24 protein-coding genes are annotated in these 23,115 nt (G+C 63.8%); 14 read left to right on the plus strand and 10 right to left on the minus strand.

The window, feature by feature from the left end:
- Positions 1 to 148: 148 nt before the first annotated feature.
- On the minus strand, positions 149 to 1,693 hold the full coding sequence (gene hpnR, locus FMA36_RS10540) for a hopanoid C-3 methylase HpnR (RefSeq protein ID WP_159262265.1): 1,545 nt from the start codon (positions 1,691 to 1,693) through the stop codon (positions 149 to 151).
- Positions 1,694 to 2,077: 384 nt separating this feature from the next.
- Here hpnR and FMA36_RS10545 point away from each other — a divergent pair, with 384 nt between their 5' ends.
- Positions 2,078 to 2,392, plus strand: coding sequence for a hypothetical protein (locus FMA36_RS10545; RefSeq protein ID WP_078524471.1), 315 nt, complete (start codon positions 2,078 to 2,080; stop codon positions 2,390 to 2,392).
- Between the two features lie 60 nt (positions 2,393 to 2,452).
- Here the strand turns inward: FMA36_RS10545 and FMA36_RS10550 are convergent, their stop codons facing one another.
- Complete coding sequence (locus FMA36_RS10550; protein ID WP_078524470.1) at positions 2,453 to 3,013, minus strand: HNH endonuclease; 561 nt, start codon at positions 3,011 to 3,013, stop codon at positions 2,453 to 2,455.
- 223 nt (positions 3,014 to 3,236) lie between these two features.
- Between FMA36_RS10550 and gluQRS the strand changes: the two genes are divergently transcribed.
- The 3 genes from gluQRS (at position 3,237) to FMA36_RS10565 (ending at position 6,619) form a co-directional block, all read left to right on the plus strand.
- Entirely contained in the window at positions 3,237 to 4,115 is an 879-nt protein-coding gene (gluQRS, locus tag FMA36_RS10555; RefSeq protein WP_159262266.1) for a tRNA glutamyl-Q(34) synthetase GluQRS, read from the plus strand.
- Between the two features lie 61 nt (positions 4,116 to 4,176).
- Positions 4,177 to 5,379 (plus strand): pyridoxal phosphate-dependent aminotransferase, encoded by a 1,203-nt coding sequence (locus FMA36_RS10560; RefSeq protein WP_159262267.1) that lies wholly within the window; start codon positions 4,177 to 4,179, stop codon positions 5,377 to 5,379.
- Between the two features lie 13 nt (positions 5,380 to 5,392).
- Positions 5,393 to 6,619, plus strand: a complete 1,227-nt coding sequence (locus FMA36_RS10565; RefSeq protein WP_159262268.1) for a pyridoxal phosphate-dependent aminotransferase — start codon at positions 5,393 to 5,395, stop codon at positions 6,617 to 6,619.
- A 107-nt stretch (positions 6,620 to 6,726) separates the two neighbouring features.
- On the opposite strand, the gene FMA36_RS10570 is transcribed toward FMA36_RS10565, so the two are convergent.
- A complete protein-coding gene (locus FMA36_RS10570) occupies positions 6,727 to 7,209 on the minus strand; it encodes a hypothetical protein (RefSeq protein ID WP_159262269.1) in 483 nt (160 codons plus the stop codon).
- A 24-nt stretch (positions 7,210 to 7,233) separates the two neighbouring features.
- A complete protein-coding gene (locus FMA36_RS10575; protein ID WP_159262270.1) occupies positions 7,234 to 7,884 on the minus strand; it encodes a DUF334 domain-containing protein in 651 nt (216 codons plus the stop codon).
- A 404-nt stretch (positions 7,885 to 8,288) separates the two neighbouring features.
- Here FMA36_RS10575 and FMA36_RS10580 point away from each other — a divergent pair, with 404 nt between their 5' ends.
- Positions 8,289 to 8,864, plus strand: a complete 576-nt coding sequence (locus FMA36_RS10580) for a gluconokinase (protein ID WP_159262271.1) — start codon at positions 8,289 to 8,291, stop codon at positions 8,862 to 8,864.
- 6 nt (positions 8,865 to 8,870) lie between these two features.
- Here the strand turns inward: FMA36_RS10580 and FMA36_RS10585 are convergent, their stop codons facing one another.
- On the minus strand, positions 8,871 to 9,443 hold the full coding sequence (locus tag FMA36_RS10585) for a cob(I)yrinic acid a,c-diamide adenosyltransferase (protein ID WP_159262272.1): 573 nt from the start codon (positions 9,441 to 9,443) through the stop codon (positions 8,871 to 8,873).
- A 207-nt stretch (positions 9,444 to 9,650) separates the two neighbouring features.
- Positions 9,651 to 10,223 carry a DUF4142 domain-containing protein gene (locus FMA36_RS10590; RefSeq protein WP_159262273.1) on the minus strand — a complete coding sequence of 191 codons (573 nt, stop codon included), beginning with the start codon at positions 10,221 to 10,223 and terminating at the stop codon, positions 9,651 to 9,653.
- Between the two features lie 287 nt (positions 10,224 to 10,510).
- On the opposite strand from FMA36_RS10590, the gene FMA36_RS10595 reads away from it, so the two are divergent.
- Positions 10,511 to 10,888, plus strand: a complete 378-nt coding sequence (locus tag FMA36_RS10595) for a DUF423 domain-containing protein (RefSeq protein WP_159262274.1) — start codon at positions 10,511 to 10,513, stop codon at positions 10,886 to 10,888.
- Positions 10,885 to 11,841, plus strand: coding sequence for an SAM-dependent methyltransferase (locus FMA36_RS10600; protein ID WP_159262275.1), 957 nt, complete (start codon positions 10,885 to 10,887; stop codon positions 11,839 to 11,841). The genes FMA36_RS10595 and FMA36_RS10600 overlap by 4 nt, the downstream gene beginning before the upstream one ends.
- Here FMA36_RS10600 and FMA36_RS10605 read toward each other — a convergent pair.
- The 4 genes from FMA36_RS10605 to FMA36_RS10620 form a co-directional block, all read right to left on the minus strand.
- The gene (locus tag FMA36_RS10605) at positions 11,810 to 12,109 is read right to left on the minus strand and encodes a hypothetical protein (RefSeq protein ID WP_159262276.1); all 300 of its coding nucleotides are present in this window, start codon (positions 12,107 to 12,109) and stop codon (positions 11,810 to 11,812) included. The genes FMA36_RS10600 and FMA36_RS10605 overlap by 32 nt on opposite strands.
- Before the next feature lie 102 nt (positions 12,110 to 12,211).
- Positions 12,212 to 13,885 carry a M3 family oligoendopeptidase gene (locus FMA36_RS10610; RefSeq protein WP_159262277.1) on the minus strand — a complete coding sequence of 558 codons (1,674 nt, stop codon included), beginning with the start codon at positions 13,883 to 13,885 and terminating at the stop codon, positions 12,212 to 12,214.
- 51 nt (positions 13,886 to 13,936) lie between these two features.
- A complete protein-coding gene (locus FMA36_RS10615; protein WP_159263862.1) occupies positions 13,937 to 15,856 on the minus strand; it encodes an OPT family oligopeptide transporter in 1,920 nt (639 codons plus the stop codon).
- Positions 15,857 to 15,886: 30 nt separating this feature from the next.
- Positions 15,887 to 16,465 (minus strand): hypothetical protein, encoded by a 579-nt coding sequence (locus FMA36_RS10620; protein ID WP_159262278.1) that lies wholly within the window; start codon positions 16,463 to 16,465, stop codon positions 15,887 to 15,889.
- 251 nt (positions 16,466 to 16,716) lie between these two features.
- Here FMA36_RS10620 and ispH point away from each other — a divergent pair, with 251 nt between their 5' ends.
- The 7 genes from ispH (at position 16,717) to pstC (ending at position 23,114) form a co-directional block, all read left to right on the plus strand.
- On the plus strand, positions 16,717 to 17,715 hold the full coding sequence (ispH, locus tag FMA36_RS10625) for a 4-hydroxy-3-methylbut-2-enyl diphosphate reductase (protein WP_078524456.1): 999 nt from the start codon (positions 16,717 to 16,719) through the stop codon (positions 17,713 to 17,715).
- Between the two features lie 13 nt (positions 17,716 to 17,728).
- Entirely contained in the window at positions 17,729 to 18,700 is a 972-nt protein-coding gene (locus tag FMA36_RS10630; protein ID WP_159262279.1) for a homoserine kinase, read from the plus strand.
- Positions 18,697 to 19,197, plus strand: coding sequence for a ribonuclease HI (gene rnhA, locus FMA36_RS10635; RefSeq protein WP_159262280.1), 501 nt, complete (start codon positions 18,697 to 18,699; stop codon positions 19,195 to 19,197). The genes FMA36_RS10630 and rnhA overlap by 4 nt, the downstream gene beginning before the upstream one ends.
- Positions 19,194 to 19,916, plus strand: coding sequence for an ABC transporter ATP-binding protein (locus FMA36_RS10640; protein WP_159262281.1), 723 nt, complete (start codon positions 19,194 to 19,196; stop codon positions 19,914 to 19,916). Before rnhA ends, FMA36_RS10640 begins: the two co-directional genes overlap by 4 nt.
- Positions 19,917 to 20,076: 160 nt before the next feature.
- Positions 20,077 to 20,856, plus strand: coding sequence for an ABC transporter permease (locus tag FMA36_RS10645; RefSeq protein WP_159262282.1), 780 nt, complete (start codon positions 20,077 to 20,079; stop codon positions 20,854 to 20,856).
- Between the two features lie 204 nt (positions 20,857 to 21,060).
- Positions 21,061 to 21,969: a nucleoside hydrolase gene (locus tag FMA36_RS10650; RefSeq protein WP_159262283.1), complete on the plus strand. Its 909-nt coding sequence runs from the start codon at positions 21,061 to 21,063 to the stop codon at positions 21,967 to 21,969.
- A 182-nt stretch (positions 21,970 to 22,151) separates the two neighbouring features.
- Positions 22,152 to 23,114: a phosphate ABC transporter permease subunit PstC gene (gene pstC / locus FMA36_RS10655; protein WP_078527685.1), complete on the plus strand. Its 963-nt coding sequence runs from the start codon at positions 22,152 to 22,154 to the stop codon at positions 23,112 to 23,114.
- Position 23,115: the final 1 nt, after the last annotated feature.

The raw sequence follows: 23,115 nt of genomic DNA on the forward strand, positions 1-23,115 counted from the left end.
TTTGAAAAAGCGTGACCTCAAGATCGCAGGCGTGTGCCTGAGGCGCTTTTCTGGCAACCGTGCTGCAAGGCGGAGGGGCCCATACAAAAAGGGCCGGTGCTTGCGCAACCGGCCCTTGCATGACGGGATGATTGACGCGGCGCGCGCGTCAGTCAACCGTGCTCATGCGGGTCTCATCAACGAACTTTTCGGTATCGTCATCGATCTTGCGTGATTTGCGACCAGCGGGGCCGTGCACGTACAGCGTCTTGCGGTCCACCTTCTGGTCAGAACCCTGCGGCTTGAGCGGCATTTCATATTCCGCCTTCTGCGCATGATCGGCCATCTGCAACTCGGGGTTGAACACTGAGTTGAACTTCCAGATCATGGTCAGGAAGTTGGTCTGCCCGCGCAGGGCCAGGCGCAGGGCAATGCCCAGCGTGTCCTTGATCGCGCTCCAGCCCAGATGCTTGTTGTTGAGGATCTGCTGGGTCTTGACCAACTCCTCATAGAACTCGCGCAGCGGCAGGGTGGTGGGCATGACCGCGTGCTGGATGTCGAACAGGCGGTAGTCGCGCGTGGTCAGCTTGCGGGACTCGCTCTCCCAGATCTCGGTGCCGGGGTAGGGCGTCGTGACCGAGATGTTCACGATATCCGGGATCTCGAGGCACCACTGGCGGATGACCTCAAAGCGCTCACGGTCCCATGACGGGTCGGCAATCAGGTTGATGGCCACGATCAGATCGAGCGAGCGGGCGTATTCCAGCGCCTCGAAGTTGCGGTCCATCGACACGCGCTTGCGGAAGCGCTTCAGCCCTTCGGCATCCACTGCCTCAAGCCCGATGAAGATGTAGCTCAGCCCGATCTCTTTCCAGACCGCGAACACTTCCTTGTTGCGCATCAGCACGTCGGCGCGCGTCTCGAGGTAGTATTCTTTCTGGATGTTGCGGCGCTTGATTTCATCGGCAATGGCCATGCCGTGCTCGGCATGCACGAAGGCCACGTCATCGACGATGAAGATGCCGGGCTCCTTGATCTCCTGCAGTTCCTCGCCAATCACCTTGGCGCTCGCCGTGCGGTAGGAGCGGCCATAGAAGGTCCATGCACTGCAGAAGGTACAGTCCCACGGGCAGCCACGGGCGAACTCGATGGAGGCGGCGGGGTCGAGTGTTCCGATGAAGTATTTGCGGCGGTGGCGCAGCAGGTCGCGCGCGGGACGCACCTCATCAAGCGATTCGATAAAGATGGGCGGCGGGCCATCGCCATCCATTGTCACCACGCCGGGTACGGTGGTCAGGTCCTTGCCCTGCTCCCATGCCTCGAGCAGCAGGCCGACAGTGGCATCGCCCTCGCCCTTGAGCACGCAGTTGATGGCGCCATCGGACAGGGCCAGCACGTCACGCGCGATGAACGAGATGGAGTGCCCGCCAATGAACAGGAACACGTTGGGCAGGCGCTTGCGCGTTTCCTTGCACAGGTCGATGATCTCGGGAACATTGGCCAGGTAATTGCCCGAGAAGCAGATGGCATGCGGGCGGAATTCCTCAATGCGCTGCCAGTAATCGGGGTGCTTCTCGACCTGCAGGTCGATGATCTGCACGTCATGCCCCTTGTTGCGCGCGGCACCGGCAACCAGTTCAAGCCCCAGCGGTTCAAGACGCAGGAAGACCTTCGTGTACATGAGCGAGCTTGGATGAACGGCCAGTAATCTCATTCTTTTACCTCAGGCATCGATGGGGACGGTGACAACGCGCGACAGCCATACGCAATCTGGTAACAAATTTACAGCCGGTCCGGTGCTGTATTTGTAATTTTTATATATCACGTATGATTTAAAAAAAATCAGAATAATGACAGAGGGTGACAATATAAGGCCCGCCTGTCATCAAGATCACGGTAATATCACCTATGCATTCAGATGATACCACCATCCGGCTTCATCATATCTTCTTGGCAGGTATGCTTTGTGTTCATGTCCGGCATTGCAGGTAGGGCACCTATGCATTGCCCACGCGGCACCGGCTGCCCGGCGTCTTGTCCCCTATCGCGGGGAGCACTTTCGTGGCAGTCTTGCCAGCGCTTAAGCGACGGGGTCGAAATGAAGCTGAAGATTGTGGAAAAACTGCCTGCCCGCCTCGGGCTGCTGGCATGTGGGCTGGTAGTTCTTGGTGGCTGCACGGCCGAGATCGGGCGCAAGCCGTTCGAGAGTGATGTAAAATGCCTGCGCGAGCAGTTGGGCACCACCATGCAGCTCAGCTTTCCCATCGCGGCGAATACCTGCCAGCGCATGAGCGACCACAACTTCATCTTCGGTTCAAAGAAGAAGAAGGCCCAGCCGCTGCCGCTCAACCTGCGTGGCGCGCCCGACCTGCAGAAGATGGCCGATGAATACGGCTACAGCTACACAAAATAGCGTGTCCGCCCGGTAAGGGAACCCTGGCCGCTCCGATGTGTTGCGGCCGGCAGGGCGGTTTCAGTTTTCGAGTTCGGTATCCCAGTACAGATAGTCGCGCCAGCTTTCGTGCAGGTAGTTGGGGGGAAAGGCGCGGCCATTTTCCTGCAGCCTGCGGCTTGAGGGCCGCGCAGGCGTGCGGGCGGGATACATGCGGATCTGATGCGGCATGTAGGAGCCCTTGATCAGGTTGCACGGGCTGCAGGCGGTCACCACGTTCTCCCAGCTCGTGCGGCCCCCCTTGCTGCGGGGAATGACGTGGTCGAAGGTCAGTTCCTGCGTGGGGAAGCGGGTATTGCAGTACTGGCAGGAGAAATTGTCGCGCAAAAAGACATTGAACCGCGTGAAGGCGGGCTTGCGGGCGGTGGGGATATAGTCCTTGAGCGCAATCACGCTGGGCAGGCGCAGGCTCTGGGTGGGGGAGTGGACGACCGTATCATATTCGCTCAGCACTGATACGCGGTCGAGCCACACGGCGCGGATGGCATCCTGCCATGACCACAGCGAAAGCGGAAAATAGGAGAGCGGCCTGAAATCGGCATTCAGGACGAGAGCGGGCAGGTATTGACTGTCACAGGGCACGGACGCATTCCTTTCCGAATGCCGCCGCACAAAGTTCAGGCGTACTCTGTTCCGAAGCGAACGCCTTATGGATGTGCGTCGTCGTCAGGTAACTGTCGAATCTATTGCAGACCCCGCATGGCGTGGCAACCCCATGCCCACGTGGCCGCAGGCACCGACCTATCAACGCAGCAGGGCAGGGTCGTGGCGCATTTTTTCGCCATCGCTCTGATTTAAATGGATAATGGCTGAAATTACCCGTTTTGCCCCCAGCCCCACGGGGCACCTGCATCTGGGGCATGTGGCCTCGGTGCTGCACGCCTGGCGCGTGGCCAAGGAGTCGGGGGGGCGCTTTATCCTGCGGGTGGAGGATATCGACACCACGCGCTGCCGCCCTCAATTCATTACCGACCTGTATGCCGACCTCGGCTGGCTTGGCCTGTCCTGGCCGCAGCCGGTGCGCCGCCAGTCAGAGCACATGGCGCAATATCGCGCCGTGCTCGACCATCTGGCGGCGCATGGGCTGCTCTATCCCTGCTTCTGCACCCGGCGCGATATTGCCGAGGCCGCGGGCGCGCCCCATCATGCGCCCGATGGTGCCCTGGTCTATCCCGGCACCTGCCGCCACATGGAGCCGGGCCTGCGGGCAGAAAAACTAGCGGCGGATGCCCCTCATGCCCTGCGGCTGGACATGGCGCGCGCGCTGCAATGGCCGGGGGCGGATACGCTGACATGGCACGAATGCGGCGAAGGCCCGCAGCCCGCCTGTGCTGCGGCATTTGGCGATGTGGTGCTCGCGCGGCGCGATGTGCCTGCCTCCTATCATTTATGTGTCACGCATGATGATGCCCTGCAGGGCGTCACCCTTGTCACGCGCGGGGTGGACCTGCGGCCAGCAACCGGCCTGCACCGCCTGCTGCAGCACATCATGGGCTGGCCCGCGCCGCGCTACAGCCATCATGCGCTGCTGTGCGACGGCGAGGGCAGGCGGCTGGCCAAGCGTGATGGCGCGCCCTCCATCCGCGCCATGCGCGCGGCGGGCATGACACCGCAACAGGTGCTTCAGGCCGCCGGGGCAGGAGATCATATATCTGCTGTTTCCTCGAGCACGGGTTCGCTCTAGGCTACGCCCGCCCGGTCGCGTGCCGGATGTGTTTTTTTCACTGTTAATGGATCTTGATACCATGGATCTTACCGCCGCCCGACTGGCCCGGATCAGCCCGAGCCAGACGATTGCCATCTCAACCAAGGCGCGTGAACTCAAGGCGGCGGGGAAGGACATCATCAGCCTTTCCGCCGGTGAGCCGGATTTCGATACGCCAGACAGCATCAAGAAAGCCGCCATCCGCGCCATCGAGGCAGGCGAGACCAAATATACCGATGTTGCGGGCACGCCCGCCCTGCGCCGGGCCATTGCCGAGCGCTTCCGCGCCGATAGCGGGCTGGATTACACCTGGGATGAAGTGATCGTTGCCAATGGCGGCAAGCAGATCATCTATAACGCCATGGTTGCCACCATCAATCCGGGTGATGAGGCCATCATTCCCGCGCCGTGCTGGGTGTCGTATCCCGATATCGTGTCGCTGGCCGAGGGCACGCCCGTTATCGTGCCGTGCAGCGTAGAGAACGGCTTCAAGCTCCAGCCGGCCGAACTTGAGGCCGCGATCACGCCGCGCACCAGGTGGCTGCTGCTCAACTCGCCCAACAACCCCACCGGGGCGGCCTATTCCTTCGAGGAGATGCGCGGCCTGTGCGACGTGCTGCTGCGCCACCCCGATGTGTGGATCCTGACCGACGATATCTATAACAAGCTGGTCTATGATGGCTTTCGCGCGCCCACCGTGGTCGAGGTCGAGCCCCGCCTGCGTGACCGGACCGTCACCATGAATGGCGTGTCGAAGGCCTATGCCATGACCGGCTGGCGCATTGGCTATTCCGCCGCCCCCGTGCAGATGACGCGGGCGATGAACAAGCTGCAGAGCCAGTCCACCTCCGGCCCCGGCTCGATCAGTCAGGCCGCGGCAGTGGCGGCGCTGACCGGCCCGCAGGACTTCATCGGCACCATGGTCAGCACCTATCAGGCGCGGCGTGACCTCGTGGTGGGCATGCTCAACGAGGCGAAAGGCCTGCACTGCCCGGTGCCTGAGGGCGCGTTCTATGTGTTTCCCTCGCTCGTCGGCTGCCTGGGCAAGACCAGCGCGGGCGGCACGCTGATCGATACCGATGAAGCCTTTGTCACGGCCCTGCTTGATGAGGAAGGCGTTGCCGCCGTGCATGGCAGCGCGTTCATGTTCGCCGGGCATTTCCGCATCTCCTACGCCACCGACACGGCCAGCCTGAAGGAAGCCTGCCTGCGCATCCAGCGTTTCTGCGCAGCCCTGCGTTAAGGAACGCACGGCCATGAACAGAAATGAAGGACTTGCCTATCCGCTGTTCGCGCAGCGGATGGAGCGCCTGAGCGTGCCCGCCACCATCGCCATGGCGCAGCGCGCGCGTGAATTGCGCGCGAAAGGGGAGAAAGTGCTCTCGCTCGCATTGGGCGAGCCCGACTTCGCAACGCCCCCCGCCGTGATCGAGGCGGCTCACCGCGCAGCGCTGGACGGGCAGACCAAATACCCCCCCGTTGATGGTACGCCTGCACTCAAGGCCGCGATCGCGCGCAAGTTTGCGCGCGAGAACGCGCTGGACTACGCGCCGGGGGAGATCATGGTCTCGAACGGGGGCAAGCAGGTCATCTTCAATGCGTTCATGGCCACCGTGCAGCCGGGCGATGAAGTGGTCATTCCGCGCCCGTACTGGGTGAGCTACCCGCTGATTGTCGAGATGTTTGGCGGCACGCCTGTCTATGCCGACTGCCATGAGGCCGATGATTTCCGCCTCAGGCCCGAGGCGCTGGAGGCCGCGATCACGCCACGCACCAAATGGCTGGTGCTCAACTTTCCCAACAACCCCACGGGCGGCACCATGGGGGAGGCGGATCTCGAAGCCGTGGCCGAGGTGCTGCGGCGCCATCCGCATGTGCATGTGCTCTCTGACGAAATATATGAGCACCTGCTTTATGACGGGCTGCGCCATGCCTCGCTTGCTGCCGTCGCCCCCGACCTCAAGGGCCGTATCCTGACCCTGAACGGTGTGTCAAAGGCCTATGCCATGACCGGCTGGCGGGTGGGTTACGTGGGTGGCCCCACGCCGCTCATCCGTGCCATGACCGCCATACAGGGCAGCGCCACATCGGGCATCTGTTCCATCAGCCAGGCCGCTGCCGCCGCCGCCCTTGACGGGCCGCCCGACATTATTGCGCAGATGTGCGCGGTCTATGCCCGCCGGCGCGAGATGGTGGTGTCAACCCTGCGCACCATTCCCGGCCTGACCTGTGCCATGCCGCACGGGGCGTTTTATGCCTATCCCGGCATTGCTGGCTGCATCGGGCGCAGGACAGCGGGCGGGCGGATGCTCAATACGGACGAGGATTTCGCTATCGCCCTGTTAGCCGAGCAGCATGTGGCCGTGGTGCATGGCTCGGCCTTCGGGCAGGGGCCTTACCTGCGCCTGTCCTATGCCACGAGTGATGACATTCTCACGGAATGCTGCACGCGCCTTGCGCGGTTTGTCGACGGGTTGTCCTGAAGGAATCATCAAGGCATCCGGGTGCCGCCTTTTCTTACGAAAGGCGGCATTTTGTTTGAATCTGTCTGGAAAAGCTTTCCCAGGAACGTCTTTATGTTCTGCTGTTTTCAGTCCGGATCAGGTGAGGGCGGGTTGAGCAGGAAAACCCCCTCGGTCAGGATGGCGGGCAGAAGTGGGGTTGCCAGCGGCAGGCCCGACAGCACGATCGCCCCTGCCGAAGCCGCGCAGGCTCCCACATAGCCGGTGCGTCCGCCCAGACGCTCGGCAATGACAAACAGAAAGACCGCCACAAGTTCCAGCACCGCAGCACCCCCAAGCCGGAGCGGGTGCAACTGTGTCTGCAGTCCCATATCCGACAGCAGGCGCAGCAGCGCGGGCGACTGTTCCTGCGTGTCACCCCCGAGCCCGAACATGAAAGAAAAGGGCAGGATCAGCACGCCAAGTATGTCGCGCAGCAGGTTGATCAACCCGCTGACCAGCGGCAATAGCACCAGAATGGCGAGGCTCATGCTGGTGCAGGTGGCGACAATGATCAGCCCGACCTGCCTCTGCCGTGCCGCCGGGTTGTGTGGCGGCTCATCGGGTTCCATTGGCACAGCGACTTGCGGCGGGCGTTACCACCATTTTACGGGTTCGGGTTCATTGGGGTCAGCCTCGTCGTTACCTGCCTGCGGGGTGCGGGCTGGCATGACCCGGTTTTCTGCCACGCGGCTGCGTGCCCTGTGTCGGCTGGCTTCCTCGCGCAGGCGGTCGGCTTCTTCGCGGGCTGCATAGATTTCGGCGCGCAGGCTCAGTATTTCAGCATCGCGTGCGGCGAGTCTGGTCTTGTTCTCGGCAGCGATGACATCGGCATGACCGATGCGGGTGGTCAGGGAGCGGATCTGCGCCTGCGCTTCTGAAAGGCGGAGTTCGGCCTCCTCGCGCAGCTTCTGCTCGAACTGGATCTTGTGGCGCAGTTGCTCCGTCTCGCCCCGGTCTTCGGGCTGGGCATGCAGCACGCGTGGTGAGGCGCGGCCGGTGGTCAGCGAATGATGTTCTACACGTACATCGCCATCCTGCACGAATTTGCGGCGGCGCTGGGTCGGATCAGCTTGGCGCACGGGGCGTGCCTTGGCCTGTGCAGCCTTGGGTGCGGCGGGACCGCGCGGCTTGCCCTTGCCAAGGCGCTCAAGCGCCTGGCGGAAGGCGGTTTCATTGACTTCGTCGCGTTGGGGGCTCTGGTCTTCTTCCTTCGAAAAGGAAAGAAAATCGTTATAAGGTGACACAGCAGAACTCTCGATAACTCAATGCACCATGCGAGATGTTGGGAAAGGCCATATTTAGGAAATTATTCCTCTGACCGGGATGCCGATGGTGCCGATTTTTAAGTGATTGATCGAGTATATAACGCCTTTGGGACGGCTTGCGCAAGAGGTATGAAGATAAATATAATAATGGATGACACAATTATTATGTCAAAATATTTTTAACAAAATTCAAATAAATTAAACGGAAATAACAATATAAATTAACAATATTTCTTCATTTTAAAACAAAAAAACAACAGATTTCATAATGAAATTTGCTGTATTGGCATTCCTGCATGGCAGCAGTCACTTGCGTTTTGAAGGGTGGTTGGGCCAGATAAGGCGCGATAACGTCTTTTCCGTAATATCCGGCAGGATACAGTATGTGTGACAATGGGCAAAACGCCGTTGCGGTCTCTCTCTCGCGCAGGCTCGGGCAGGCGGCGCGCCCGCGCGTGCTGGTGGTGATGGGGGTGTCAGGGTGTGGCAAGAGCACCGTGGCCCAGCTTATGGCCGAGCGCATGGGCTGGCCTGTCATCGAAGGCGACGACCTGCATCCGCCCGCCAATATCGCGCGCATGAGCAACGGCATTCCCCTGACCGATGAGGATCGTGCCCCCTGGCTCGACCGCATTGCCGCCGCGATCCTGGCCTGGCGTGAGCAGGGGCAGTGCGGCATCGTGACCTGTTCATCGCTGCGGCGCGCCTATCGCGAGCGGATCGGCGCGGGCCATGCGGAGGTGTGCTTTGTCTACCTCAAGGGCAGCAGGGAAGACATTGCCCCGCGCCTGCGCCAGCGCACGGGACATTTCATGCCGGTTGGCATGCTCGACAGCCAGTTCGCAACCCTGGAAGAACCCGACATGCACCATGAGGTGGTCATGACGCTCGATGTCAACGCTCCGCAGGCCCATCTGGCCGAGCAGGCCTGCCTGCATCTGGACCGCCTGCCGGGCTGAAAGCCCTCATTCAGCCGTGGGTGGCGGGGAGGCCGGGGCCCATGTCAGGTCACTGGCCCCGTTATCATTGAGGTGACGCCCCAGCACGAACAGGTAATCGGACAGGCGGTTCATGCAGGCGGGAATGGCGGGGCCAATATCTTCGCTGCGCGCCAGCGTGGCCAGCCGTCGCTCCGCCCGCCGCACCACGGTGCGCGCCAGATGGGCGTGGGCTGCGGCCATCGTGCCGCCGGGCAGGACAAAGCTGGTCAGCGGCGGGATATGCGCGCGCAGGTGCTCCACCTCGTCTTCCATGGCCTTGACCGCAGCGGCACCCTGCGCCAGTGGGCGGGGCGGGTTGCCGGGCATGCACACCACGCCGCCGATATCGAACAGAAGCCCCTGCAGCCAGGCAATGAAACGGGCGTTCCGGCCTGCAGGCAGGGTCGCGCGCAGCAGCCCGATCACGGCATTGGCTTCGTCAAGGGCGCCAAGGGCCTCGATGCGCACCGAGTCCTTGGCGACACGCGCGCCATTGCCCAGCGCAGTCTGCCCGGTGTCGCCGCCACGGGTCACGACCCGGTCGATACGAATGCTCATGGATTTATCCGCCTGTCATGAGTAAAAGTAATAGTAATGTATTTTTTAATAAATATAATCCCGCATATTTCAAGTAAAACCCGGAAGATATTCTTCCATAAATAAAAATCTTTTGGTGAAGCTTTTTTTAAAAATCTTCAAGGAACGCTGCCTTTTTGCAAAAAGGCAGCACCCGGAAACGTCTATCAGTCATCATGGCGGCAGTCTTCAGCGTGAAGGCTTGGCCGCACCGAGCTTCAGGGAATCATTGAGCAGGGTCTGCAATGTATCCGCCGTGGTGGAGGCATAGGCCTTGAGTTCGGGGTCGGAGGCGGATTCCGCCTCGTTTTGGAACATGGCCAGCGCATCGCTTGCCGCCTGCGCCTGCAGGTCGAGGTAATCGCGCTCGAATTTGGCGCCGGTTTCGGTCTTTAGCTGGGCTGCAACTTCATCCTCATCCGGGCTCATTTCCTTGTGCAGGGTCAGTCCGTGCTTGAGGGCAATGGCGGAGAGGGCGGTCTCGTTGGTGGTGTGCAGCTTGACCGAGCGCGTGGCGAATTCCTGCACTTTCCGCCGCTTGGCTTCTGTCGTGGCCATTTTGGAGATGGTGATCTCGAATGCGTTCAGGGCCGACACGTTTTCAGCAAAGGTGGAATCGGATTCTGTCAGCGGCGGCAGGCTCGGCGCGGACGCAGGAGGCGCCGCAGGCGCGGCGGGCGGCGTGGCAGGACGGGCCGCAAGACCTGCTGCAGGAAGAAGGCTGACAGATGCGCAAAGAAACCAGACGGCGTAATTTTTCATGCTTTCATCTTCCCAACGTGTAAAATTCAGGCGGTTTTACTGAACGCCCTCACGGTTTATCAGTTTTGGCCCGGCATACAAAGCCAGCAGGCCACAAGAGTGGTCCATTGCGGCAGGCGAAAGCGACTGGGCAGGGTAGAGGAAAACTTTCCTACCGCCCCGGGCTGATCTGCTGGCACGTGGCCTCCCTTCACGTCGGGCTGGCCTATACGATGCGCCCATGCCGGGAGTAGGGTGTGGCCGCCCGCTACGTGTGCGGGTCGTCACCCTGTTTGCGGATATGCTGAATGCCTACTGTTGTCCGGTTCCTGTTGTGTTTTGCGGCGCTGGCCGCGTTCTGTGCCGTCATGGGCGGGGCGCTTACCGCCCATCTGCCCGATCATTTCTTTGCCGAGGGCGGGCGTGATATGGCCCGGCAGGCCATACAGATGCAGATGTGGCATGCGCTGGCCATGATCGGGATTGCGGTGCTGATGATCCAGCAGGGGTGCCGTGCGCTTATTTCCCTGTCCGGCTGCCTCATGGCGGTGGGCACCGTCCTGTTCAGCGTGGGCGTGGCGCTGACGGCGTTCTGGGGTATCCATCCCGGCCCGGTGGCGCCAACGGGGGGCAGCATCCTTATGGGAGCGTGGCTTTTGCTGGCGGTGGGAGTGATGCGCGCATGAACGCCCAGCCCGAAGCCAACACGCAGCCCGCATGGCCCGTGCGCAGCGCCTATCTGGCCGCACCGGGATTTGAGGATGTTCTGGAGCAGGAACTGACACGCAAGGGGGCAGGGGAGTTGTGCTGGCATGGCCGACTGGCGCTGTCAGCCGCGCCGCCCGTGGCCAGCCTGTGGGCGATTGACATATGGGATGCACCCGAGCATCACGCGGTGCCCTCCATCAAGGGCGCGGCGCGGATCATGCGCGGCCTGCAACGCAACTGGGCCGGTTACACGCCCATACTCCACCGCCGCAGTGCCCTGATTACCGATGCCCTGCCACCGGTGCGGCCGAAGCCGGTGAGCTTTCCCTCCTCCCCGCCCGATGCCCATCTGGGCGGCTGGACGCTGCTGGCCCCGGACCGGCTGCTGCTCTCGCCCACCAAGTCCTCGCCGTTCATCAATGGCGAGGTGGCTTTTGTCGAGAACCGCACCGATCCGCCTTCACGCGCCTATCTCAAGTTATGGGAGGCACTGTTCCGCCTTGGCCGGTGGCCTGTGGCGGGCGAGACCTGCATCGACCTCGGCGCCTGCCCGGGTGGGTGGACATGGGTTGCGGCCAGCCAGGGCGCGCATGTCACGGCCATTGACCGCGCGCCTTTGGATGAACGTATTGCCGCCCTGCCGAACGTGACATGCCGCTATGAAAGCGCTTTCGGGCTGGATCCTGCTTCCTGCGAACCGGTGGACTGGCTGTTTTCGGACATCATCGCCTATCCCGCCCGCCTGCTCACGCTGGCGCAGCGGTGGATTGCCTCAGGCAGGGCTGCGCGGGTTGTCATGACCATCAAATTCCAGGGCGAGACCGATCATGACACGGCCGAGGCTTTCGCCGCCATTCCCGGTGGGCGGGTGCTGCATCTGTGGCACAACAAGCATGAACTCACCTTTTTCTGGCAGCGCGACGGCGCATGAGCAGCCGGTCAGCGATCTCGACCACGCCGATGGCAAGCAGGCAGCATACAAGGGCCACTGCCATTACGATCAGCCGTTCCTGCTCGGTCTCATCGGTCGCCCCCGCAAGGCGGTAGACGGACAGCCACAGATCGGTGCCCGCAATGCGGTCGACCAGACCGGCAACGGTGGTGCTCAGGCGCAGGCTGAGCATGAACAGCGCCGTCAGCCCAAGCACGGCCAGCGTCTTGTACAGCGTGTGGGCAACCGTGGGCGTATTGGTGGGCATGCATTCCCCTCAGCCAAGAGCGCGCTTGTGCAAGGAATTGATAAAAATAAAAGTTTTTGGTGAAGCTTTTTTCAAAAAGCGCCCAAAAACAATTTCCGGTTTTCAGTCATCCAGCAGCGCGCGCGCAGTACGCACCACATCGGCCAGCGTGCCGGGCTGGAAGGGGGACTGAAGTCCGGCCGAACGCACGAGCCGGGTAAAGGGTTGCGCCCCACCCTGTGCGCACAGGTCGACATAGGCTTTAAGGGTGCCCGGGGCATCGTCACGGCTGCGAATCCAGAACTGCATGGCGCAGCACAGGGCGAGCGCATAATCGATGTAATAGAACGGCGAACGGTAGATATGCCCCTGCGCCTGCCATCTTCCGCCCATGGTGGGGTGGGGCAGGCCGCCATAATTGCGCCAGGGCAGGTAGCGCTGCTCAAGCTCGTGCCACACGCCATGGCGCTCGGCGGGGGTCATGTCGGGGCGGGCATAGACCTCGTGCTGGAAGTGATCGACGCACACGCCATAAGGCAGGAAGGCGAGTGACGAGATGAGGTGCATGCGCCGGTAACGCGCGCCCTGCCCGGGCTCGACCATCAGGTCGATATGCGGCCAGGTAAGGAATTCCAGCGCCATCGAATTGATCTCGGCGGCGTCCATGGTCGGCCATAGCAGGTCGATGGCGGGCAGGTTGCGGCTTTTCCAGTTCTGGTAGGCATGGCCCATCTCGTGCGTGAACACGTTGATGTCGTGCTGCGTGCCATTGAAGTTGGCGAAGATGAACGGCATGCCCACCGTGGGGAAGGACGTGCAGAACCCGCCCCCCGCCTTGCCGGGCCGGTTGATGAGGTCGAGATAGCCGTTCTCGCGCATCTGGGCAAAGAAGGGGCCAAGGTCGCCCCCCATGCGGTCGAACATGGTCTGTGCGCGGGCCATCAGCACGTCATGGCCGCCGGCGGGGCGGGGGTTGCCCAGCGGGTCGATCAGCGGTTCATCCCATGAATACAGCACCTCCCACCCCATGGTGTCGGCGCGTTTGCGCAGGATGTCATGCACCAGCGGCACGACATGCTCCTGCACGTCATTGCGAAAACGCGCGACATCGGCAGGCCCGTAATCCACGCGGCGCATGCGGCGGTAGGCCAGCGGAATGTAGCTGTCATAACCCAGCGTGCGCGCCATGCCATCGCGCAGGTGCACCATGTCATCAAACAGGGTGTCGAGCCGGGTCGCGTTTTTGGCAAAGAACGCCCAGCGCAGTTGTTCGGCCTGCTGGCGCACGGCGCGGTCGGTGCTCTCGGCATAGGGTGCCAGGCCGGACAGGTTGACCCGCTGCCCACCAATCTCCACCCGCGCGCTGGCCAGCAGGGCGGTGTATTCACCGCTCAGCCGGGCTTCTTCTTCCAGCGCATCGGCAATGCGGGGGTCGAAGGTGGTGATGTCCGTGCGCCACAGTTCCAGCGTGTGGGGGGTAACGACCTGGGCCACCGCCGTAGGGTCGGGATATTCGAGCAGCCTGCGCTTGAGGGTGACTTCATGCGCGGTGACATACGGGCCCAGCCCATCGGCGTAGTCACGGTCGGCCTTGGCGCCGGGGCTGGTGGTGTCCTGTGCGAAGCGCAGGTCGACCAGGGCGGACCAGCTTTCATAATCGCGGCGGATCGTATCGAACAGGCCAGCAGCATCGGCCACGCGGTTCTGCTCAAGCAGGGTCGAGACCTGACCAAAGCGCAGGGCCAGCGCATCACGCGCGGGGCGGGGAAAGGCGAGGCTGTCAAAAGGGCGGGACATGCAGGCAGGGTGCCATGGAAAGCGGGCCTGCGTCCATGCCCCCTGATCCGGTTATCCGCCCGTGCCGCCCCGTTGTGCGCGACAGAACCACAGGCATAAGGCGCAGAAGGCCACAAGTCCCGCAAGTTCGGGCAGCGTGCCGCCCATGCCCGCGGGCAGCAGCGAAAGCGGCGCGTCACGCCCGCTTGCGGCGGACAGGCAGGCCAGCACCACCCCGGTCAGGCTCTCGCCCACGATCAGCCCCGAGGCAACCATTGTACCCTGATGGCGGCCAGTTCCCCTGGTCAGCCGGGCCATGACATGACCAAGCAGGGCGCCCACGGCCAGTGTCATGGAAATGCTCATGGGCAGGTAAATGCCAATGCCCACGGCCAGCGGCGGCAGCGCGCCGCGCCCGCTGCGGCGCAGGGCGCCATCAAGCGCAATCAGCCCGCACCCCGCAGCAACGCCCAGCCCCAGCATGCTCCAGTCAAGCTGATGGAGGAAAATGCCTGATGTAATCATGAGCAGCAGCGCAGGCTGCGGGGCGGCCAGCGCCTGCGTGGGGTCCATGCCTGCATGCGGCATGGACCCCACGAAGCCATAGGTCTGGTACAGCACGTTGAGCACCGGCGGAATGACCAGCGCTCCGGTCACGCAGCCGATCAGCAGCGCAATTTCCTGCCGCCATGGCGTGGCATTTACCATGCAGCCGGTTTTCAGGTCCTGCAGGTTGTCATTGGCAATGGCGGCGGAGGCGGTGATGGCGGTCAGCGCATACAGGCAGAACCCGATTGCGAAATGCTGCCCCTCCGCGCCTGCAAACAGCCCCACCGCGCGCAGCGCCACGAATACGCAGGCCAGGCACATCGCGGCAAGGATGATCACGCCCGATAGCGGCGAGGAGGATGACCCCACCAGTCCCGCCATGTAGCCGCACGCCGCCGCCACGAACAGCCCCACCCCCAGGCAGCATACAAGCCCGGCCAGCGCCGCCACCAGCGCCGATGCCAGCCCGACGGAGGTGGAAAAGACCACGAACATGCCGCCAATCGTCATGACCACAAGGGTGGCAATGCCCAGCATGGCGCGGGGTGAGAGGTCGGTATCGGTGCGCGCGGGCTGCCCCGCCGTGGCAGGCGGGCGCACCAGCAGTCCGCGCATGCTGCCCAGCAGCGGGCGCCCCATGCGCAGCACGGTCCAGATGGCGGCGACGCCAATTAGCCCCACGCCGATGAAACGGGCCTTGTCCTTCCATATCTGCGTGGCGAAATCACCCGCACTCAGCCCCGGAGGGTGCGGCAGCAGGTGCGCCATGACGGGAATGGCGATTTCCCACGTCAGCAGTGCGCCAAGCAGCATGGCAAGCCCGCCTTCCAGCCCCACGAGATAACCCGCGCCAAGAAGCGCTGGCGAAAAGCCGAGCGAGAACCGGAAGGCCGAAAGCCCGTAGGTGAGCGAGGCCGTAACCCCATCGCCAAGCAGCCGCAGCCCCGCCGAGGCGAAGGTGAAGCCGCTGGCAAGGATGCCGCCATGCACCAGCGCACGCAGGCCGCCGGGGCTTTCGCCATGGTTGCCCGCGCGCAGGATCTCGGCTGCCGCCACTCCTTCGGGGAAGGGCAGGGCAGGGTCGGCCAGCATGACCCGGCGCAGCGGGATGGTGAACAGCACGCCCGTCATGCCGCCTGCCGCCGTGAGCACGGCGGTCTGCAGAAAGGGGAAACGCTGCCAGAACCCGGCCATGACCAGCGCGGGCAGGCTTGCAAACACGCATGACAGCGTGCCCGCCGCCGAGGCCTGGGTCTGGACGAGATTGTTCTCGAGGATGGTACCCCCGCCCAGCACGCGCAGCACCGCCATGGAAATGACGGCGGCGGGGATGGAGGTCGCTACCGTCAGCCCCACCCGCAGGCCCAGATAGACATTGGACGCGGTGAAGACGACCGTGATCAGCGCGCCGATCACCACGCCGCGCCAGGTCAGTTCCTTCATGTCTGCTGCGCGGTCGGGCACGGGCTCGCCTTACATCTTGTGGAAGGTGGGCATGACAAGGTGCGCTCGGTTGAAGTCAAGCTGCGCCTTGGTGAGTTGGAAGCCGATCTCGATATGGTACTGGTCGCTGTGGATATGGCGCGACACCGGCAGCGTGATGGGAATGTTGCGGGTGTGGGTCAGGTCCTGCATGCGCCCGTCATCAAACGAGACATGGGCCACGAATTCCTTCTTGCTCTTGATCTCGCCATTGAACACCACCGCCACGAAATACGGGATGTTGACGAAATTGACGCTCGAGGCCGGGCCGCGCTCGACATGCAGGCCGATCTTCATGTTGGTCATGACCGTGCGGTGCTGGCCTTCCTCGCACGAGCCGACCACGCGCGTCAGGCTGGCGCGCGCCACGAGGTGGGTAATGTCGTGGTCATTGCCGGTGTACTGATAGTAATCCGCCGCCTCGCCCGGAATTTCCACCACCGGGCAGGCCGGGGCGAAATCGATCGAATCGGATTCGCCCTCGCACGCGCCCAGCAGGGACAGGCCCGCGACCGTGCAGATTTTCAGGGCATTGCGCCACAGGCGGGGCGACACAGGGGCAGGGATCATGCGGGTGTTCCGGCTAGGTCAGGTGTGGATGAAGCCCCACGGCGCGGGCATGGCGCGGGGCGCGATGTGCAGGTGGCTGGGCGAGGGGGGAGGACAGGCATGGCAGAATACGTTAGGATGAACGGGAAAATGGCTTGCGCCATTGCCGTGGTTTGCGTAGGGCCGGGTCCATCGCTCGGGATGCCGGCGCCGCAACTGTAGCAGATCGCGGCCCGTATCCTATACCGCCCGCCGGATGTTTGGGGAACACCATGCCCGACCAGATGATTCATACGCCCGATAATACCGCCGCCGATGCCCCGCCCCGCGTGCTCAAGGTGCTGCTCGCAGGGCCGCGCGGCTTCTGCGCCGGTGTCGATCGTGCCATCCGCGTGGTGGAGGAAGCGATCCGCCGTTATGGCGCGCCGGTCTATGTCCGCCACGAGATCGTGCATAACCGCACCGTGGTCGAGGCCCTCGAGGCCCAGGGCGCGATCTTTGTCGAGGAACTCGATGAAGTCCCCGCCGATGGCCAGGTCGTATTCTCGGCCCATGGCGTGCCCAAGACCGTGCCGGCCGAGGCCATGCGCCGCAACCTGCTCTACCTTGATGCCACCTGCCCGCTGGTCTCGAAAGTGCATCGCGAGGCCGAGCGCCACTTTGCCGATGGCGGGCCGGAAAGCCGCCATATTCTGATGATCGGCCACGCCGGTCACCCCGAAGTGGTGGGCACCATGGGCCAGCTGCCCGTGGGTGCTGTCACGCTGATCAACGATGCGGAGGAAGCCCGCACCGTCCAGCCTGCCGATCCCTCACGGCTGGCCTTCATTACCCAGACCACGCTCTCGGTTGATGATACGGCGGAGATCGTGGACATCCTGCGCGACCGCTTTCCGCTGATCGAAGGCCCCCGGCGCGAGGATATCTGCTACGCCACCACCAACCGGCAGGAAGCGGTCAAGGCCATTGCGCCGGGCTGTGACCTGGTGATCGTGATCGGCTCGCCCAACTCCTCGAACTCGCAGCGCCTGCGCGAGGTAGCCGAGCGCTCCGGCGCGCCGCGCGCCCTGCTGGTGCCGCGCCTGAACGCGCTGGACTGGTCAGCACTTGATGGTGTGTCCACGCTGGGCATCACCGCTGGTGCCTCCGCCCCGGAATCGCTGGTGCAGGAAATGGTCGCGGCCCTTGCCAAGCGTTTCACGCTCGAGATCGAGGAAATTACCGTGAAGGAAGAAAACGTGGCCTTCCGTCTGCCTGCGCCGCTGGGCTGATCCGTACCGTCACATGGCAGTCTATACCGAAGTGCCGGACGATGCGCTGGCTGCGTTTCTCGAAGGCTATGACATCGGCAGGTCCATCGCCTGCCACGGCATTGCGGAAGGGGTGGAGAACAGCAATTTCCTGCTGAAAACCACCAAGGACACCTTTATCCTGACGCTCTACGAGCGCCGGGTGAACCCCGAGGAACTGCCCTGGTTCCTCGGGCTGATGCAGTACCTCGCCGCACGCGGGCTGTCCTGCCCGCTGCCCGTGGCCGACCGCCAGGGCCGCACGTTGCGTGAGCTGTGCGGCAGGTTTGCTGCCATCACCACCTTCCTGCCCGGCAAGGGTGTTGCGGAGGTGGATGTGGATATGTGCGCGCAGGTGGGCACCGCCATGGCGCGGCTGCACCTCCTTGGCGAGGGGTTCGTGGCCGAGCGCCCCAACTCCATGGGGCCGCAGGCCTGGACCGGGCTGCTTGAGGCCTGCCGGGCGCGCGGTAATGAACTGCGCCCCGGTCTTGTGCGTGACATCGAGGCGGTTCTGGCCCGCGTGCTGCCCGCATGGCCGGGCACGGGGAATAACCCGAGCCTGCCGCGTGGGCAGATCCATGCCGACCTGTTCCCCGATAACGTGTTTTTTCGCGATGGCGCGCTCTCGGGCATCATCGACTTCTATTTCGCCTGCACCGACTGGTATGCCTACGATCTGGCCATTACCATCAATGCCTGGTGCTTTGATGCCAACCACCGCTTCGTGCCCGCGCGGGCGGCGGCCATGATCGCGGCCTACCGGCATGTGCGCCCGCTGGAAGAGGCGGAAGACACGGCCCTGATCACGCTGGCCACGGGGGCGGCCATCCGGTTTACGCTCACCCGGCTGTATGACTGGATCAACACCCCGCCCGATGCGCTGGTCACGCGCAAGAACCCGCTTGATTATCTGGCGCGCATGGAATTCTTTGCCGCCCATCTGGGTCAGGAATTCCCCGCATGAGTGAAGATACAGCCCCGGCTGAAGCAGCCCGGTCCGCAACCGACCTTGTGGAAATATGGACCGATGGCGGCTGCAAGCCCAATCCCGGCCCCGGTGGCTGGGGGGCGCTCCTGTGCTTTCGCGGGCAGGAGCGTGAACTTTCAGGCGGCGAGGCGGAGACCACCAACAACCGCATGGAACTTACCGCCGCCGCCGAGGCGCTCGAGGCCCTCACGCGCCCCTGCCGCGTCGTGCTGCATACCGATAGCGAATACGTGCGTAACGGCATAACCCGCTGGAGCACCGGCTGGGTGCGGCGCAAGTGGCGCAATGCGGCGGGCGACCCGGTCGCCAACATGGATCTGTGGCGGCGGTTGCTCGACATCAGCGCAAAGCATGAGATCGAGTGGAAATGGGTGCGCGGCCATTCGGGCGATGTGAATAACGAGCGCGTGGACCAGATGGCCACCGCCGCGCGTGACGCGCTGGGCATCGCCTACCCCAAACGTAAAAAATGACGCCGCCCCCCGGCATCCGGCTTGAAGGCGTCGGGCTGGACTATGGCAATGCGCCGCTGTTCCGCGGGCTGGACCTGCTTCTGGCCGCCGGGCACATGACCGTGCTGCTTGGCGCAAGCGGGGTGGGCAAGACCTCGCTGCTGCGCATGATCGGTGGCCTCGCCGCGCCGGATTACGGGCGCATCGTGGCCGATGATGGCTTGCCCCTTGCAGGCAGGGTGGCGTGGATGGGCCAGCAGGATCTGCTGCTGCCCTGGGCCAGTGTGCTTGATAACGTGACACTGGGCGCACGACTGCGTGGCGAGCGGCCTGACCTTGACCGCGCGCGCCTTCTGCTAGGCTGCGTGGGGCTGGCCGATCAGGCGGGAGTACTGCCTGCGGCCCTGTCGGGTGGCATGCGTCAGCGCGCGGCCCTTGCGCGGGTCCTGTATGAAGACCGCCCGGTGGTGCTGATGGATGAACCCTTTTCCGCGCTCGACAGCATTACGCGTGCCCGCATGCAGGATCTGGCCGGGGGCATGCTGGCTGAGCGCACCGTGGTGCTGATTACCCATGACCCGCTCGAGGCCTGCCGCCTGGCCGATACCATGCTGCTCATGGCAGGCAATCCCGTCACCCTTGCGCATCTGGACGTGCCCGAGGGGGCTGCGCCGCGCCCGGTCGATGCCCCGGCGGTGCTGCGCGCGCAGGCCAGCCTGCTGCGGCGGATGATGCAATGACACGGCGTATTTTCTGTTCGGTGGGGGCTGCAGGTGCAGTCACATCGACGGTGAGGGCAATGACAGGGGGCATCTCTCCTTGCGCCATGCGGGCATGGCACCCGGTTGCTGATGCGTCGGTGCCGCACGTGCCGTCATGCTGGTGGCGGGAGAGGGTATAATGACACGACCGACCTCCCGTAGCGGCATGGCGACGCTGCGCCCGGTGGTGACCTGTGCCGGGCTGGTGGTCCTGTGGGCGGCGATTGCGCGGTGGGGGCATGTGCCGCCCTATATGCTGCCCGCCCCCGATGCGGTGGCACGGGCATTGTGGTCGGGCCGTGCCCAGCTTGGGGCGGCGGCCGTGACCACGCTGGAGGAAACGCTGCTTGGCCTTGGCCTCGGCATCGGGGCAGGCAGCGCGCTTGCTATCGCCATGGCGCTGTGGGCGCCCCTGCGGCGGTGGGTCATGCCGATGGTGCTGCTCAGCCAGGCCGTGCCGGTTTTCGCGCTCGCGCCGCTGCTGGTGCTGTGGTTCGGATTCGGCATGGCGTCCAAGGTGGTGATGGCGGTGCTGGTCATCTTCTTTCCCGTCACATCGGCACTTGGCGATGGCCTGCGCCAGACCGGGGCGGGATGGATGGATCTGGCCCGCACCATGGGAGCCACGCGCTGGCGCGTGCTGGTGCATATACGCCTGCCTGCCGCCATGCCCGCCTTTGCCACCGGCGTACGCATGGCCACGGCCATCGCGCCCATCGGGGCGGTGGTGGGGGAGTGGGTGGGGGCCTCCTCCGGTCTCGGCTTTCTCATGCAGACGGCGAATACCCGCTTCCAGACCGACCTCATGTTTGCGGCCCTCGCGGTGCTGGCGGTCATGACCGTGCTGCTGTGGTGGGGCGTGGACAGGCTTCTGGCGCGGGCGCTGTACTGGCAACCACCCCATGCGGATATTGATTAAGTAACTGCGGGTGCCGGCTTTTTGCAAAAAAAAGCGGCGTTCTTTGAAGCTTTTTGAAAAAAGCTTCACCAAAAACTTCTTTATGTCTGCCGCATGTCTGCCGCACCGGCTTTTTACCCCGTCCGGCAGGCCATGGTTGACGGAACTGTTGTAACAGGCCACCACCATCCCCACACCGCGCAACCCATGCAGGACAGGATGCCCATGACACGCCCCATCATTCTTGATCTGACACCCGGCGCGCAGGCAGCGGCAACCCTGCTGGCCGCCCTCCAGCTTTCCGCGCATGTGCGGCTGGCAGGCGTGCTGTTCAGCGGTGCGGGCACGGAGGTCGGGGTCGCCATGGCCCATGCGCGCGACATGCTGGACCAGTACGGCCTGGTGGATGTGGGCGTTTACGCCGGCGCCCCCGGCCCGATGGTGCCGCTGCCCCATGGCGCGGGGCGCAGCCTGCCCGCGGGCAATGACGGGCTGGGGGTGGCCCATCTGGTGCAGGCCATACGCGCCTGCCCGCCCGATAGCGTGACGGTGTGCTGCAGCGGCCAGCTGAGCACGCTGGCCCTCGCCCTGGTGCAGGCCCCAGATATGGCTGGACATTTGCATGGCGTGGTCATGGCAGGCGGCGCCTTTCATGTGCCGGGCAATGTGACGACGGTGGCTGAGCGCAATATCGCAACTGACCCCGAGGCCGCATCCGTCGTGCTGGGGATGGACGTGCCGGTCACGCTTGTGCCGCTCGACTGCACGTCCCGTTTCGTGGCTGATGCGGTGTGGATGGAACAGCTTGCGGCCATGGGCCAGGATCCGGCCTCGGTCGCGGGCCGGGTGCATGCCGATCTGGTAGCCGCCCGCATGGGCCGGGGCGGCGGTAACGGGGTCGACCTTGCGCTGGCGGCGGCGGCCCCCCTGCTGGCGCTGGTGGCGCCCGCCCTGTTCAGCGGCCATCTGGCTCATGTGGCGGTGGAATGCTGCGGCACGTTCACCCGTGGCATGACCGTGATCCAGCTTCCCCAACTTTCAGGCGGGCAGCCCAATGCGCTTGTGCTCGAGCGCATGTCGGTTGATGCAGCGCGCGGCGTGCTGCGTGACCTGCTGCTGGCCGCGGTGAAATGACGCGGGACAAACGCCGCCGGAATTGCACAAAAATACAACGATCTGGCGCAAACTTCACCCTTGGGCGATCATGACGGTTGCAGAACCGCCTTCCGGTCCAGTATTGGTCCCGGCATTCCGGTGTGCCTGCGGGCGCGAATGTTGAGAACTTTGATGCGTGTGGCGGCACGGAGGTCTTCTGTATGGAGCGGTCTGCAACATCCCCTTCGGCCCTGACCGGGGCGGCAAAGGGAAACGGGGATGCCGTATTCGCCGCCATTGTCCGCTTTAGCGCAGCCCTGATCCTGCTGGGGCTGGGCGGCATGGTCGCCGTCATGGCCTGGGGCGCGCGCGGCGCGTTTGCCAGATTCGGGCCGGGCTTCGTGTTCGACAAGGCGTGGAATCCCGTCACCCAGCATTTCGGGGCAGCCGCCCCCATGTTCGGCACGGTCATTACCGCACTGCTGGCCATCCTCCTTGCCGTGCCGCTGGCCTTCGGCATTGCGGTGTGGCTGACCGAGATCGCCTCGGCGCGGATCGCGGGCGTGATCGGAACCCTCATTCAGCTTCTGGCTGCCGTGCCGTCCATCATCTTCGGCATGTGGGGCTTTGCGGTGCTGGTGCCGTTCATGGCGCATTATGTCGAGCCGCTGGCCAGCCACACGCTGGGCCGGGTGCCGGGCATCGGCACGCTGTTCCGTGGCGCGCCATACGGCACCGGCTTCCTGACCGGCGGCATGATCCTTGCGGTCATGATCACGCCCTTCATCTGTGCGGTGATGCGCGATGTGTTCCTGTCCATACCTGCCGTGCTGAAGGAAAGCGCCTACGGGCTGGGCATGACCCGGTGGGAGGTGGTGCGCCGCATCATCCTGCCGTGGTCGCGCTCCTCGGTGGTGGGGGGCGTGATGCTGGGGCTGGGCCGCGCGCTGGGCGAGACGATGGCCATCACCTTCGTTATCGGCAACGCCAACCATATTGGCTGGTCGCTGTTCTCGCCGGGCAATACCATCGCCTCGCTCATCGCCCTCGAATTTCCCGAAAGTGCCGTGGGCAGCCTCAAATTTTCCTCCCTCATGGCGGCAGGGTTCCTGCTCATGCTCATCTCCCTTGGCACGCTGGTCTGTTCGCGGCTTCTGCTGCGCACCAAAGCGGCGGGCCGGTAAC

It is taken from the genome of Komagataeibacter xylinus (assembly GCF_009834365.1).
GTDB classification, from domain to species: Bacteria; Pseudomonadota; Alphaproteobacteria; order Acetobacterales; family Acetobacteraceae; genus Komagataeibacter; species Komagataeibacter xylinus_D.